Origin of the sequence: Pseudomonas sp. PMCC200344 (genome assembly GCF_030053095.1) — a bacterium.
GTDB classification, from domain to species: Bacteria; Pseudomonadota; Gammaproteobacteria; order Pseudomonadales; family Pseudomonadaceae; genus Aquipseudomonas; species Aquipseudomonas svalbardensis.
Map to the genome: position 1 here is coordinate 1 of NZ_CP125618.1, position 14,772 is coordinate 14,772.

The window sequence follows — 14,772 nt, forward strand, 5'->3', positions numbered from 1 at the left end:
TCATGGATGGTGAACAACCTTCATGTGGATAAGTCGGGGCCTGGTCGGCTACAATGGCCGCTTGTTTTTGCCTCACCGGCTTTCAACTTAGGGGATATCCGTGTCAGTGGAACTTTGGCAGCAGTGCGTGGAGCTTTTGCGCGATGAGCTGCCTGCCCAACAATTCAACACTTGGATCCGTCCACTACAGGTCGAAGCCGAAGGCGACGAGTTGCGTGTCTACGCACCGAATCGTTTTGTTCTCGACTGGGTCAACGAAAAGTACCTGGGCCGCGTCCTTGAACTGCTGGATGAGCATGGCAATGGCATGGCGCCGGCGCTGTCCTTATTAATAGGCAGCAAACGCAGTTCGGCACCGCGTGCCGCCCCGAATGCTCCGTTGGCCGCCGCTGCTTCACAGGCTCAGGCCGCTCAAGCACCTGTCAGCGCCCCGGCGCCAGCCCAGGTAGCCGCTCCGACCAAGCGTGCAACGCAAAAAGTTGCCGAGGTTAATGAAGAGCCATCGCGCGACAGCTTCGACCCGATGGCCGGTGCCAGTTCGCAACAGGCACCGATTCGCGCCGAACAACGTACGGTGCAGGTCGAAGGCGCGCTCAAGCACACCAGCTACCTGAACCGCACCTTCACCTTCGAAAACTTCGTCGAGGGCAAGTCCAACCAACTGGCCCGGGCTGCGGCCTGGCAAGTGGCGGACAATCCCAAGCACGGTTACAACCCGCTCTTCCTTTATGGTGGCGTCGGTTTGGGTAAAACCCACTTGATGCACGCGGTGGGTAACCACCTATTAAAGAAGAATCCGAATGCCAAGGTTGTGTACCTGCATTCCGAGCGGTTCGTGGCCGACATGGTCAAGGCCCTGCAGCTGAATGCGATCAACGAGTTCAAGCGCTTCTACCGTTCGGTGGATGCGTTGCTGATCGATGACATTCAGTTCTTCGCCCGTAAAGAACGTTCCCAGGAAGAGTTTTTCCACACCTTCAACGCCCTGCTTGAAGGTGGCCAGCAGGTCATTCTCACCAGTGACCGCTACCCGAAAGAAATCGAAGGTCTTGAAGAACGCCTCAAATCCCGCTTCGGCTGGGGCCTGACGGTAGCCGTCGAGCCGCCGGAGCTGGAAACACGCGTGGCGATCCTGATGAAAAAGGCCGATCAGGCCAAAGTCGATCTGCCCCATGACGCGGCGTTCTTCATTGCCCAGCGTATTCGTTCCAATGTCCGTGAGCTGGAAGGCGCGCTCAAACGCGTGATCGCCCACTCGCACTTCATGGGCCGCGATATCACCATCGAGTTGATTCGCGAATCCCTGAAAGATCTGTTGGCACTGCAAGACAAACTGGTCTCTGTGGATAACATTCAGCGCACTGTCGCCGAGTACTACAAGATCAAGATCTCCGACTTGTTGTCCAAACGTCGTTCGCGTTCGGTAGCTCGTCCGCGTCAGGTCGCCATGGCGTTGTCCAAAGAACTGACCAACCACAGCTTGCCGGAAATCGGTGACGTGTTTGGCGGCCGGGACCACACGACTGTTTTGCACGCCTGTCGCAAGATCAACGAACTTAAGGAATCCGACGCGGACATCCGCGAGGACTACAAGAACCTGCTGCGTACACTGACCACTTGATGAACACCAGCGCAGCTTATTAAGGCAAGGGACTAGACCATGCATTTCACCATTCAACGCGAAGCCCTGTTGAAACCCCTGCAACTGGTCGCAGGCGTCGTCGAGCGCCGACAGACCTTGCCGGTGCTCTCCAACGTGCTGCTGGTTGTCGAAGGCCAGCAATTGTCGCTGACCGGTACCGACCTGGAAGTCGAGCTGGTCGGTCGTGTACAACTCGAAGAGCCTGCGGATCCAGGTTCCATCACTGTGCCTGCGCGCAAGCTGATGGATATCTGCAAAAGCTTGCCGAACGATGCGCTGATCGACATCAAGGTCGACGAGCAGAAGCTCGTGGTGAAGGCCGGCCGTAGCCGCTTCACCCTGTCGACCCTGCCGGCCAATGACTTCCCGACTGTGGAAGAAGGCCCAGGCTCGTTGACGTGCAGCCTTGAGCAAAGCAAATTGCGCCGTTTGATCGAACGCACCAGCTTCGCCATGGCCCAGCAGGACGTGCGTTACTACCTCAACGGCATGCTGTTGGAAGTTTCCGAAGGCATCATCCGCGCCGTGGCCACCGACGGTCACCGTCTGGCCATGTGCTCGATGAAGGCCGATATCGGTCAGCCGGATCGCCATCAGGTGATCGTGCCACGTAAAGGTATCCTTGAACTGGCGCGCCTGCTGACTGAACCGGACGGTATCGTCAGTATCGTACTGGGTCAGCACCACATTCGTGCGACCACTGGCGAGTTCACCTTCACCTCGAAACTGGTCGACGGTAAATTCCCGGACTACGAGCGTGTTCTGCCGAAAGGTGGCGACAAGCTGGTCCTCGGCGATCGTCAGGCCCTGCGTGAAGCCTTCAGCCGTACCGCGATTCTGTCCAACGAGAAGTACCGCGGCATCCGTCTGCAACTGGCCAACGGTCAGCTGAAGATCCAGGCGAACAACCCTGAACAGGAAGAAGCGGAAGAAGAAGTGGGCGTCGAGTACAACGGCGGCAATCTGGAAATCGGCTTCAACGTGAGCTACCTACTGGACGTGTTGGGCGTCATGACGACTGAGCAGGTTCGTCTGATCCTGTCCGACTCCAACAGCAGTGCGTTGGTGCAAGAGTCTGACAACGACGACTCGGCCTACGTTGTCATGCCGATGCGTCTGTAATCATGCTCAGCAGAAGCTAGATGTCCTTAAGTCGCGTCTCGGTCACCGCGGTGCGCAATCTGCACCCGGTGACCTTCTCCCCCTCCCCCCGAATCAACATTCTTTACGGCGCCAACGGCAGCGGCAAAACCAGTGTTCTGGAAGCCATTCATCTGCTGGGGCTTGCCCGTTCGTTTCGTAGCACCCGCCTGTTACCGGTCATCCAGTACGAGCAGCTCGCCTGTACGGTGTTTGGTCAGGTGGAGATGGCTGAGGGTGGGCACAGCGCCTTGGGGATCTCCCGCGACCGTCAAGGCGAGTTCCAGATTCGCATCGACGGGCAGAACGCTCGTAGCGCGGCGCAGCTAGCGGAAATTCTGCCGCTGCAGTTGATCAACCCTGACAGTTTCCGATTGCTGGAAGGCGCACCGAAGATTCGCCGGCAGTTTCTCGACTGGGGCGTGTTCCACGTGGAACCACGATTCATGTCCACCTGGCAGCGCTTGCAGAAGGCCCTGCGCCAGAGAAACTCTTGGCTGCGGCATGGTACACTTGACGCCGTTTCGCAAGCGGTTTGGGACAGGGAACTGTGCCAGGCCAGCGCTGAAATTGATGAATACCGCCGCGCTTACATCAAAGCCTTGAAACCAGTCTTTGAACAGACCTTGAGCGAACTGGTTGAGCTCGAGGGCTTAACGCTCAGCTATTACCGAGGTTGGGACAAAGACCGCGAGCTGAGTGCAGTGCTCGCCGGGTCCCTTCAGCGGGATCAGCAAATGGGTCATACCCAGGCCGGACCACAGCGTGCTGATTTGCGTCTTAGATTGGGCGCACACAACGCAGCGGACATTTTGTCTCGCGGTCAGCAGAAGCTGGTGGTCTGTGCATTGCGGATTGCCCAAGGGCACTTGGTCAGCCAGGCCCGACGCGGCCAGTGTATTTATCTGGTGGATGACCTGCCGTCCGAACTGGACGAGCACCACCGCCGCGCGCTTTGCCGCTTGCTGGAAGACTTACGCTGCCAGGTGTTTATCACCTGTGTAGATCACGAATTATTGAGGGAAGGCTGGCAGACGGAAACGCCAGTCGCTCTGTTCCACGTGGAACAGGGCCGTATCACCCAGACCCACGACCATCGGGAGTGAAGGCATTGAGCGAAGAAAATACGTACGACTCAACGAGCATTAAAGTGCTGAAAGGCCTGGATGCCGTACGCAAACGTCCCGGTATGTACATTGGTGACACCGACGATGGCAGCGGTCTCCACCACATGGTGTTCGAAGTGGTCGATAACTCGATCGACGAAGCTCTCGCCGGCCACTGCGACGACATCAGCATCATCATTCACCCGGACGAATCCATCACCGTTCGCGACAACGGTCGTGGCATCCCGGTAGACGTGCACAAAGAAGAAGGCGTCTCGGCAGCCGAGGTCATCATGACCGTGCTGCACGCTGGTGGTAAATTCGACGACAACTCCTACAAAGTATCTGGCGGTCTGCACGGTGTAGGTGTGTCGGTTGTGAACGCCCTGTCCGAAGAGCTGGTCTTGACCGTTCGCCGCAGCGGCAAAATCTGGGAACAGACCTACATTCACGGTGTTCCAAAAGAACCGATGAAAATCGTCGGTGAGAGTGAAAGCACCGGCACCCAGATTCACTTCAAGCCGTCCGACCTGACGTTCAAGAACATCCACTTCAGCTGGGACATCCTGGCCAAGCGGATTCGTGAACTGTCCTTCCTCAACTCCGGTGTCGGCATCGTCCTCAAGGATGAGCGCAGCGGCAAGGAAGAGCTGTTCAAGTACGAGGGTGGCCTGCGTGCGTTCGTTGAATACCTGAACACCAACAAGACCCCGGTCAACCAGGTGTTCCACTTCAACATCCAGCGCGAAGACGGCATCGGCGTGGAAATCGCCTTGCAGTGGAACGATAGCTTCAACGAGAACCTGTTGTGCTTCACCAACAACATTCCACAGCGCGATGGCGGTACTCACCTGGTGGGTTTCCGTTCCGCTCTGACGCGTAACCTGAACACCTACATCGAAGCCGAAGGTCTGGCGAAGAAGCACAAAGTCGCGACCACCGGTGACGATGCCCGTGAAGGCCTGACCGCGATCATTTCGGTTAAAGTGCCGGATCCGAAGTTCAGCTCCCAGACCAAAGACAAGCTGGTTTCTTCCGAAGTGAAGACCGCAGTCGAACAGGAAATGGGCAAGTACTTCTCCGACTTCCTGCTGGAAAACCCGAACGAAGCCAAACTGGTCGTCGGCAAGATGATCGATGCGGCTCGCGCTCGTGAAGCGGCGCGTAAAGCCCGTGAGATGACCCGCCGTAAAGGCGCGCTGGATATCGCCGGCCTGCCGGGCAAACTGGCTGACTGCCAGGAAAAAGACCCTGCCCTTTCCGAACTGTACCTCGTGGAAGGTGACTCTGCTGGCGGCTCCGCCAAGCAGGGACGCAACCGTCGGACCCAAGCCATCCTGCCTCTCAAGGGTAAGATCCTGAACGTCGAGAAGGCGCGCTTCGACAAGATGATCTCTTCGCAAGAAGTGGGCACCTTGATCACCGCGCTGGGCTGCGGCATTGGCCGCGATGAGTACAACATCGCGAAGCTGCGTTACCACAACATCATCATCATGACCGATGCTGACGTCGACGGTTCGCACATCCGTACCCTGCTGCTGACCTTCTTCTTCCGCCAGTTGCCGGAGCTGATCGAGCGCGGCTACATCTACATCGCCCAGCCGCCGCTGTACAAGGTCAAGAAAGGCAAGCAAGAGCAATACATCAAAGACGACGACGCCATGGAAGAGTACATGACGCAGTCGGCCCTGGAAGATGCGAGCCTGCACCTGAACGAGGAAGCCCCGGGTATTTCCGGACCCGCCCTCGAGCGTCTGGTGAATGACTTCCGTCTGGTAATGAAGACCCTCAAGCGTCTGTCGCGTCTGTACCCACAGGAGCTGACCGAGCACTTCATCTACCTGCCTGCCGTTAGCCTGGAGCAATTGTCCGATCACGCTGCAATGCAGGATTGGATGGCCCAGTACGAAGTTCGCCTGCGCACCGTCGAGAAGTCCGGCCTGGTTTACAAAGCCAGCCTGCGTGAAGACCGTGAACGTAACGTCTGGCTGCCTGAGGTCGAACTGATCTCCCACGGCTTGTCGAACTACGTCACCTTCAACCGCGACTTCTTCGGCAGCAACGATTACAAGACTGTTGTTTCTCTGGGCGCTCAACTGAGCACCTTGCTGGACGACGGCGCGTATATCCAGCGTGGCGAGCGCAAGAAGCCGGTCACCGAGTTCAAGGAAGCCCTTGAATGGCTGATGGCCGAAAGCACCAAGCGTCACACCATCCAGCGATACAAAGGTCTGGGTGAGATGAACCCGGATCAGCTGTGGGAAACCACCATGGACCCAAGCCAGCGCCGGATGCTCAAAGTGACCATCGAAGACGCCATTGGCGCGGACCAGATCTTCAACACCCTGATGGGTGATGCGGTCGAGCCTCGTCGTGACTTCATCGAAAGCAATGCCTTGGCGGTTTCCAACCTGGACTTCTGATCCAGAGCGAACCTGCCAAACGAAAAAGGCCAACGCTCAAGCGTTGGCCTTTTTTATTTCTGCGATTCCGTGAAAGCAGGCCCCGCGTGCCCTTTGTGCGAAGCCTGAAACCCAACAAACTCCAGGCATAAAAAAACCGGCTATATCAGCCGGTTTTTTTGCGCCCGAAAAAAACTTATGCACCATTTCCCGAATTTTATGTGTTTAGGAAATATGTATATAAATCATAAAGTTAAAAACATAAATCGCTACTTTTTGACAAAACGGTACACAGGTTATCCACAGAATCTCAGACAGCCATCTGATCGTTGGCCGAGGGGGTCGCAGGGGCTGCTGGAATCGAACCCATTTCCCGCTGCATCTGCTGGTTCCAGCTCTGCACCCGGTCATTCAGGTCAGCAATGGCTCGCGGCCCGCTACCCTCGGCATACATCGGTGCGCCGATGATCACGGTAATGACGCCCTGCTTCTTCGCCCAACCGGTTTTCGGCCAGAACTTGCCAGCATTGTGCGCAATCGGCAGCACGGGAAGTGCGGCGTTGACGGCTAAAGCGGTACCACCGCGAGAGAATTTTCCGATGGTGCCGTAAGGAACGCGCGTTCCTTCTGGAAAGATCAGGACCCAGACGCCGTCTTTCAGCAGTTCATCGCCCTTCTTCGCCACATGCTTGAGCGCCGCTTTCGGGTTGTCGCGGTCGATGGCGATCGGTCGCAGCATGGCCATCGCCCAGCCGAAGAACGGCACGAACAGCAGTGAACGCTTGAGCACTTGGCTCAACGGCTCGAAGTAAGCCGATAGAAAGAACGTCTCCCACGTGCTCTGGTGGTTCGACTGAATCACACAGGGCTGGTCTGGAACGTTCTCGGCCCCCTTCACTTCGTAGCTGATACCGAGAAAGACTTTGCTCAGCCACAAGGCGCAGCGGCACCAGTACACATTGATGAAGCGATAGCGCGCCTTGAACGGCAGAAAAGGCGCGATAAAAAAGCTCAGGCTGCACCAGAGCAAGGAACTGGTGCCCAGCAGCAGGTAAAAGAGGAAGGTTCTGATGGCCTGCAGTATCGACATGGCGACATTTACCGTTGCGGGCACTGCCCGCCTATTCAAGCGCACTCCCGATCAATCCTTGGCCAGGAATATCAGAAGCACTCTAATTGTGGATAAGTTCTGCGGCAATCGCCGCCAGATCGTCAAAAATCAAGGTGCCTACCGGTAGGGTCTTGCCCAAAGTCTTTTCGCCTTTCCCGGTCTTTACCAAAACTGGCTGAGAATCGACGGCTTTGGCGGCCTCCAGGTCACCAAGGGTATCGCCGACGAACCAAAGATTGGTCAGCGATACGTTGTAATGTGCGGCGATGGTTTTCAACATCCCGGGTTTTGGTTTGCGGCAATCGCAGCCATCGTCCGGCCCGTGCGGGCAATAGACGATCAGCCCGACTTCACCGCCCTGCTCCGCCACCCGCTCGCGCAAGCGCTCGTGCATGGCGTCCAGGGTGGCGATGTCGTAATAGCCGCGAGCGATGCCCGACTGGTTGGTAGCGACCGCCACCGTCCAGCCGGCCTTGCTCAACTGCGCGATGGCTTCGATCGAACCAGGGAGCGGAATCCACTCCTCCACCGACTTGATGTAAGCGTCGGAGTCGTAATTGATCACCCCGTCCCGATCGAGAATCAGCAGTTTCAACAGCAGCCCCTCAGCCCAGCAGCGAAATGTCGGCGACGCCGAGGAACAGCCCACGCAGGCGCGACAGCAACGCATAACGGTTGGCGCGGACCTTGGCATCTTCAGCGTTGACCATCACGGCTTCGAAGAACGCATCCACCGGCTCGCGCAAGGCAGCCAGACGTGCCAGCGATTCGCTGTACTGACGCGCCGCCGCCATCGGCTGGACAGCCTGGTCAGCTTGCTGGATCGCCGAGTACAGGGAGAACTCGTTGGCGTTGTCGAAGTACTTGGCTTCCACGACCGAAGGAACAGAGCCTTCGACCTTGCTCAGCAAGTTCGAAACGCGCTTGTTCACCGCGGCCAGGGCAGCGGCTTCCGGCAATTTGCGGAAGGCTTCTACCGCTTGTACGCGCTGATCGAAGTCCAGCGCCGAACCCGGTTTCAGGGCACGCACCGACAGGTAAGTCCCGACATCAACGCCTTCGTCTTCGTAACGGGCACGCAGACGGTCGAAGATGAACTCCAGCACCGAATCGTTGAGGCCGGCAACCTTGACCTTGGTACCGAACGCATTCACGGCAAACGCCACGGCATCGTTCAAGTCGAGGTCGAGCTTCTTGTCGATCAGGATGCGCAACACACCCAGCGCTGCACGGCGCAAGGCGTACGGGTCTTTGCTACCGGTTGGCAGCATGCCGATACCGAAAATGCCCACCAACGTGTCGAGCTTGTCAGCGATGGCCACGGCCGCACCGGTCAGGGTGGTCGGCAGTTCAGCGCCGGCACCGCGCGGCATGTACTGCTCGTTCAGCGCCAGAGCGACTTCTTCCGGCTCGCCGTCGTTGAGGGCGTAGTAGTAACCGGCGACACCTTGCATCTCCGGGAACTCACCGACCATCTCGGTCGCCAGGTCGCACTTGGACAGCAGGCCTGCACGGGAAGCCCATGCGGCGTTACCGCCAATGCGTTGGGCGATGAACGCAGCGAGTTTGGAAACGCGCTCGGCCTTGTCATAAACGCTGCCGAGTTTTTCCTGGAACACCACGTTCTGCAGGCGCAGGTTGAAGTCTTCGAGTTTCTGCTTCTTGTCTTGCTTGAAGAAGAACTCGGCGTCGGTCAGGCGTGGGCGAACCACTTTCTCGTTACCGGCGATGATCTGTTGCGGGTCTTTGCTTTCGATGTTGGCCACGGTGATGAAACGTGGCAGCAACTTGCCGTCGGCATCCAGCAGGCAGAAGTACTTCTGGTTGTCCTGCATGGTGGTGATCAGGGCTTCTTGCGGCACGTCGAGGAAACGCTCTTCGAACGAGCACACCAGCGGCACCGGCCATTCAACCAGCGCGGTCACTTCGTCGAGCAGCGCTGGCGGCACGATCGCCGTCCCTTCCTGCATCGTCGCCAGCTCTTCGACGCGCTTGCTGATCAGTTCGCGACGCTCGTTTGCGTCGGCGAGTACGTAAGCAGCACGCAGGTCGGTCAGGTAGTTGGCCGGCGAGGTGATGCGCACGCTTTCCGGGTGATGGAAGCGGTGACCACGGGAATCGCGGCCGGACTTCTGGGCGAGGATGGTGCAATCGATGACCTGGTCACCGAGCAGCATCACCAGCCACTGGGTCGGACGAACGAATTCTTCCTTGCGAGCACCCCAGCGCATGCGCTTGGGAATTGGCAGGTCGTTCAGGGAATCTTCGACGATGGTCGGCAGCAGGCTCGCGGTCGGTTTGCCGGCGATGCTTTGGCTGTAACGCAGTTTTGGGCCGCTCTGATCGATTTCGCTCAGGTCGACGCCGCACTTCTTGGCAAAACCCAAAGCTGCTTGAGTCGGGTTGCCTTCGGCATCGAACGCGGCCTGACGTGGCGGGCCATCGAGGTTGATGCTGCGATCCGGCTGCTGAGTCGCCAGATCGGTGATCAGCACAGCCAGACGACGCGGCGCGGCGTAGACGGTTTTGGTTTCGTAGTTCAGGCCAGCGGCTTGCAGGCCCTTGTCGATACCGGCCAGGAACGCGTCGGCCAGGGTGTTCAGGGCTTTGGGTGGCAGTTCTTCGGTGCCCAGTTCAACCAGAAAATCTTGAGCACTCATTGTGCAGCCTCCAGCTTGGCCAGTACTTCATCACGCAGGTCTGGGGTCGCCATCGGGAAGCCCAGCTTGGCGCGAGCCAGCAGATAGGCTTGCGCAACGGAACGCGCCAGGGTGCGCACTCGCAGAATGTATTGCTGACGCGCGGTCACCGAGATTGCCCGGCGCGCATCCAGCAGATTGAAGGTGTGGGAGGCCTTCAACACCATTTCGTAGCTCGGCAACGGCAGCGGCTGGTCGAGTTCGATCAGGCGCTTGGCTTCGCTTTCGTAGAAGTCGAACAGTTCGAACAGCTTCTCGACGTTGGCGTGTTCGAAGTTGTAGGTCGACTGCTCCACTTCGTTCTGGTGGAACACGTCGCCGTAGGTCACTTTGCCCATCGGGCCGTCCGCCCAGACCAGGTCGTAGACCGAGTCCACCCCTTGCAGGTACATGGCCAGGCGCTCAAGACCGTAAGTGATCTCGCCGGTCACCGGGTAGCACTCGATGCCGCCCGCTTGCTGGAAGTAGGTGAACTGCGTTACTTCCATGCCGTTGAGCCAGACTTCCCAGCCCAGGCCCCAGGCGCCCAGTGTTGGCGATTCCCAGTTGTCTTCAACGAAGCGAATGTCGTGGACCAGCGGGTCCAGGCCGACATGCTTGAGGGAGCCCAGGTACAGTTCCTGAAAGTTGTCCGGGTTCGGCTTCAGCACGACCTGGAACTGGTAGTAGTGCTGCAGACGGTTCGGGTTTTCGCCGTAGCGGCCGTCAGTCGGGCGACGACTGGGCTGCACATAAGCGGCGTTCCAGGTTTCCGGGCCGATGGCGCGCAGAAACGTTGCAGTGTGGAAAGTCCCGGCGCCTACTTCCATATCGTAGGGCTGAAGTACCACACAACCTTGCTCGGCCCAGTATTGCTGGAGGGCGAGGATCAAGTCTTGGAAGGTACGCACGGCTGGCGTAGGCTGGCTCACGAAATTCACCTGTTTCTTGGGCTGCGATTTAAAGAGCGGGAGTATACCCGATTCGGTCCAGCGCACGCCCCCTGGAGCCTTATGCCACGCTGCTTTTGGTGTTCCGAAGATCCGCTGTACATGGCTTATCACGATCAGGAGTGGGGCACGCCGCTACGCGATGCGCAGGGATTGTTCGAGTTGCTTTTGCTCGAAGGGTTCCAGGCGGGCCTTTCCTGGATCACCGTGCTGCGTAAACGTGAGCGATATCGCGAGGTGTTGTTCGGCTTCGACGTACAACGGGTGGCGCAGATGAGCGATGCGGAAATCGATGAATTGATGCTCGATCCGGGCATTATTCGCAATCGCCTCAAACTCAATGCGGCCCGGCGCAACGCCCAGGCCTGGCTGGCACTGGAGGATCCGGTGGAGTTTCTCTGGTCCTTCGTTGACGGCAAGCCTGTGATCAATCATTTCAAGGATCGCAGTGAAGTACCGGCCGTGACGCCGACCGCCGTGGAGATGAGCAAAGGCCTGAAAAAGGCCGGCTTCACGTTCGTCGGCCCGACTATTTGTTACGCGCTGATGCAGGCCTCGGGCATGGTCATGGACCACACCCGGGATTGCGATCGCTACGCGGCGCTGGCGAACGGCGGTTAGAATAGCCGCCTCGCGCACAGCACAAGATCAGGAGTGACCTGTGGATAAGTTTAAAGGCGCCTTGCTGGTAGGCGCTCTGCGGCTGTTTGCCCTGCTTCCGTGGCGGGCAGTGCAGGCAGTGGGCTCGGTCATCGGCTGGGTCATGTGGAAAACCCCCAACCGTTCCCGCGATGTCGTGCGGATCAATCTCGCCAAGTGCTTCCCCGACATGGACCCGGCCGAGCGTGAGCGTCTGGTGGGCCAGAGCCTGAAAGACATTGGCAAGTCGCTGACCGAAAGTGCCTGCGCCTGGATCTGGCCGGCTCAGCGCTCCATTGATCTGGTGCGTGAAGTCGAAGGTCTCGACGTATTAAAGGACGCCCTCGCCTCCGGCAAAGGGGTCGTCGGCATCACCAGTCACCTGGGCAACTGGGAAGTGTTGAACCACTTCTATTGCAACCAGTGCAAACCGATCATTTTCTATCGCCCGCCCAAGTTGAAAGCGGTGGACGATTTGCTGCGCAAGCAACGGGTGCAACTGGGCAACCGCGTGGCCGCTTCCACCAAGGAAGGTATCCTCAGCGTCATCAAGGAAGTGCGCAAAGGTGGTGCAGTGGGCATTCCCGCTGACCCGGAACCGTCCGAATCCGCCGGGATTTTCGTGCCGTTCTTCGCCACTCAGGCCCTGACCAGCAAATTCGTACCGAACATGCTCGCCGGCGGCAAAGCGGTCGGCGTGTTTCTGCATGCGCTACGTCTGCCGGACGGTTCGGGTTACAAAGTGATCCTCGAAGCCGCGCCAGAAGCCATGTACAGCACCGATACCGAGACGTCCTGCGCAGCCATGAGCCAAGTGGTCGAGCGCTATGTGCGGGCGTATCCGAGCCAGTACATGTGGAGCATGAAGCGCTTCAAGAAGCGTCCGCCGGGTGAAGAACGCTGGTATTGAGTTGATTGGCATGATCTGTGGATAACCTTGAGGCCAGGGTTATCCACAACCGTTCAATAAAGGGCGCAGAAGATGTCCGAACACCGCAAATCGTTTCGCATCAAGATCAGTCACCACAGCTTCGGCGAATGCCTGGGCCAGACGCGTAACCTGTCGACGACAGGCGTCTACGTCAAGCATCCGGGCCTGTCGACATTGCCCAAGGGCGCGGTGGTATACGGTCAGGTGCAGGACTTACCCACAGGCGCGCCGCGGGTGCGCATGGAGGTGGTGCTGGTGGATGCCGAGGGCATTGGCCTGCGATACCTCTGATCAGTGAGCCTGACGCTCAAGCTTCTTCAGAAACACGGTCATTTCCTTTTCGGCCTGCTTGTCGCCATGGGAGCGAGCGGCTTCCAGACCCTGTTCCCACGCCTGACGTGCGGATGCGAAATCCTTAAGCCCCAGATGGGCCTTGCCCAATAGCTTCCAGGCCGCTGAATACTTCGGATCAAATTCGACGCAACGCTGGAAATGCTCGGCGGCCTTGGCGTTTTCCCCAAGATCCAGATAACCCTTGCCCAGCCCGAAGCGCAGCAATGAGTTATCCACACCCTTGGCGAGCATTTTTTCCAGGGATTCGATCATGGTGAATTCCTTATTCGGGTGTCTCAGGGAGGGATCTGTTTTCGTGAGATCGCCTTCGCGAGCAGGCTCGCTCCCACAGTTGATCTTCAGTGAACACAGATTTTGTGTACGGCAAAAATCCATTGTGGGAGCGAGCCTGCTCGCGAAGAGGCCCGTCCGGCCACCGCAAATCCCGGATCAGAAGAAGCTGAGTCCCACATGGAACAGCTTTTCCACATCCCGAATATGCTTTTTATCCACAAGGAACAGAATCACATGGTCGCCAGCCGCGATCACTGTGTCGTCGTGGGCAATGATCACCTCTTCGTCACGGATGATTGCGCCAATGGTGGTGCCCGGCGGCAGGCCAATGTTCTCAATGCACTTGCCGATGACCTTACTCGACTTTTCATCGCCATGGGCAATCGCCTCGATGGCTTCCGCCGCGCCCCGGCGCAATGAGTGCACGCTGACGATATCGCCGCGACGCACGTGCGCCAGCAAGGTGCCGATGGTCGCCAATTGCGGGCTGATAGCGATGTCGATGTCGCCGCCCTGGATCAGGTCGACGTAGGCCGGGTTGTTGATGATCGTCATCACCTTCTTCGCACCCAGGCGCTTGGCCAGCAGCGACGACATGATGTTGGCTTCGTCGTCGTTGGTCAGCGCCAGGAAAAGGTCGGCGTCGGCGATGTTCTCTTCCAGCAGCAGATCCCGATCCGAAGCGCTGCCCTGCAATACCACGGTGCTGTCGAGGGTGTCCGAGAGATGACGGCAGCGCGCCGGGTTCATCTCGATGATCTTCACTTGGTAACGGCTTTCGATGGCCTCGGCCAGACGTTCACCGATCTGCCCGCCGCCAGCAATGACGATGCGCTTGTAGCTCTCATCGAGGCGGCGCATTTCGCTCATCACGGCGCGAATATTCGCCTTGGCGGCGATGAAAAAGACTTCGTCGTCTGCCTCGATCACCGTATCGCCCTGCGGCAGGATCGGCCGATCACGACGAAAAATCGCCGCCACACGGGTTTCGACATTCGGCATGTGTTCACGCAACTGACGCAGTTGCTGACCCACCAGCGGGCCGCCGTAGTACGCCTTGACCGCCACCAATTGGGCTTTGCCTTCGGCGAAGTCGATCACCTGCAAGGCGCCCGGATGCTGGATCAGGCGCTTGATGTAATTGGTGACCACTTGCTCCGGGCTGATCAGCACGTCCACCGGGATCGCTTCGTTGTCGAACAGCTCGGAGCGAGTCAGGTAGGCGGCTTCGCGAACCCGGGCGATTTTGGTCGGCGTGTGAAACAGGGTGTGGGCGACTTGGCAGGCCACCATGTTGGTTTCGTCGCTGTTGGTCACCGCCACCAGCATGTCGGCGTCGTCCGCGCCGGCCTGACGCAGCACTGTCGGCAGTGAACCGCGGCCTTGCACGGTGCGGATGTCCAGCCGATCACCGAGGTCGCGCAGGCGTTCGCCGTCGGTGTCGACCACGGTGATGTCGTTGGCCTCGCTGGCCAAGTGTTCTGCCAGCGAACCGCCGACCTGCCCTGCGCCGAGGATGATGATTTTCATCCAGTCACTCCCTTAA

General features: G+C 58.5%; 13 protein-coding genes. 7 read left to right on the forward strand and 6 right to left on the reverse strand.

Features of this window, described 5'->3' with window-relative positions:
• Window positions 1–100: 100 nt before the first annotated feature.
• From dnaA to gyrB, 4 genes are read left to right on the forward strand one after another with little or no spacing between them, the layout of a single operon-like run.
• Window positions 101–1,621 (forward strand): chromosomal replication initiator protein DnaA, encoded by a 1,521-nt coding sequence (dnaA, locus tag QFW87_RS00005; protein ID WP_046056621.1) that lies wholly within the window; start codon window positions 101–103, stop codon window positions 1,619–1,621.
• Between the two features lie 39 nt (window positions 1,622–1,660).
• On the forward strand, window positions 1,661–2,764 hold the full coding sequence (gene dnaN / locus QFW87_RS00010) for a DNA polymerase III subunit beta (RefSeq protein ID WP_008155702.1): 1,104 nt from the start codon (window positions 1,661–1,663) through the stop codon (window positions 2,762–2,764).
• A gap of 20 nt (window positions 2,765–2,784) precedes the next feature.
• Complete coding sequence (recF, locus tag QFW87_RS00015; RefSeq protein WP_056738504.1) at window positions 2,785–3,888, forward strand: DNA replication/repair protein RecF; 1,104 nt, start codon at window positions 2,785–2,787, stop codon at window positions 3,886–3,888.
• 5 nt (window positions 3,889–3,893) lie between these two features.
• Complete coding sequence (gene gyrB / locus QFW87_RS00020) at window positions 3,894–6,311, forward strand: DNA topoisomerase (ATP-hydrolyzing) subunit B (protein WP_283189516.1); 2,418 nt, start codon at window positions 3,894–3,896, stop codon at window positions 6,309–6,311.
• Window positions 6,312–6,600: 289 nt separating this feature from the next.
• Here gyrB and QFW87_RS00025 read toward each other — a convergent pair whose 3' ends face one another.
• The 4 genes from QFW87_RS00025 to glyQ all read right to left on the reverse strand — a co-directional run bounded on the left by QFW87_RS00025 (window position 6,601) and on the right by glyQ (window position 11,011).
• Complete coding sequence (locus QFW87_RS00025) at window positions 6,601–7,380, reverse strand: lysophospholipid acyltransferase family protein (RefSeq protein ID WP_283182337.1); 780 nt, start codon at window positions 7,378–7,380, stop codon at window positions 6,601–6,603.
• Window positions 7,381–7,462: 82 nt separating this feature from the next.
• A complete protein-coding gene (gene gmhB / locus QFW87_RS00030) occupies window positions 7,463–8,002 on the reverse strand; it encodes a D-glycero-beta-D-manno-heptose 1,7-bisphosphate 7-phosphatase (RefSeq protein ID WP_165353315.1) in 540 nt (179 codons plus the stop codon).
• Window positions 8,003–8,006: 4 nt separating this feature from the next.
• The gene (gene glyS / locus QFW87_RS00035) at window positions 8,007–10,061 is read right to left on the reverse strand and encodes a glycine--tRNA ligase subunit beta (protein WP_283182338.1); all 2,055 of its coding nucleotides are present in this window, start codon (window positions 10,059–10,061) and stop codon (window positions 8,007–8,009) included.
• Window positions 10,058–11,011, reverse strand: a complete 954-nt coding sequence (gene glyQ / locus QFW87_RS00040) for a glycine--tRNA ligase subunit alpha (RefSeq protein WP_008155694.1) — start codon at window positions 11,009–11,011, stop codon at window positions 10,058–10,060. Before glyQ ends, glyS begins: the two co-directional genes overlap by 4 nt.
• An 81-nt stretch (window positions 11,012–11,092) precedes the next feature.
• Between glyQ and tag the strand changes: the two genes are divergently transcribed.
• The 3 genes from tag to QFW87_RS00055 all read left to right on the forward strand — a co-directional run bounded on the left by tag (window position 11,093) and on the right by QFW87_RS00055 (window position 12,890).
• Window positions 11,093–11,650, forward strand: a complete 558-nt coding sequence (gene tag / locus QFW87_RS00045) for a DNA-3-methyladenine glycosylase I (protein ID WP_283189517.1) — start codon at window positions 11,093–11,095, stop codon at window positions 11,648–11,650.
• A gap of 40 nt (window positions 11,651–11,690) precedes the next feature.
• A complete protein-coding gene (locus QFW87_RS00050; protein WP_283189518.1) occupies window positions 11,691–12,578 on the forward strand; it encodes a lysophospholipid acyltransferase in 888 nt (295 codons plus the stop codon).
• 72 nt (window positions 12,579–12,650) lie between these two features.
• Complete coding sequence (locus QFW87_RS00055; RefSeq protein ID WP_046056616.1) at window positions 12,651–12,890, forward strand: PilZ domain-containing protein; 240 nt, start codon at window positions 12,651–12,653, stop codon at window positions 12,888–12,890.
• Here QFW87_RS00055 and QFW87_RS00060 read toward each other — a convergent pair whose 3' ends face one another.
• Together QFW87_RS00060 and trkA are read right to left on the reverse strand one after the other, a co-directional pair.
• Window positions 12,891–13,205 (reverse strand): tetratricopeptide repeat protein, encoded by a 315-nt coding sequence (locus QFW87_RS00060; protein ID WP_283189519.1) that lies wholly within the window; start codon window positions 13,203–13,205, stop codon window positions 12,891–12,893.
• Window positions 13,206–13,382: 177 nt separating this feature from the next.
• Window positions 13,383–14,756, reverse strand: a complete 1,374-nt coding sequence (trkA, locus tag QFW87_RS00065) for a Trk system potassium transporter TrkA (protein ID WP_283189520.1) — start codon at window positions 14,754–14,756, stop codon at window positions 13,383–13,385.
• Window positions 14,757–14,772 lie beyond the last annotated feature (16 nt).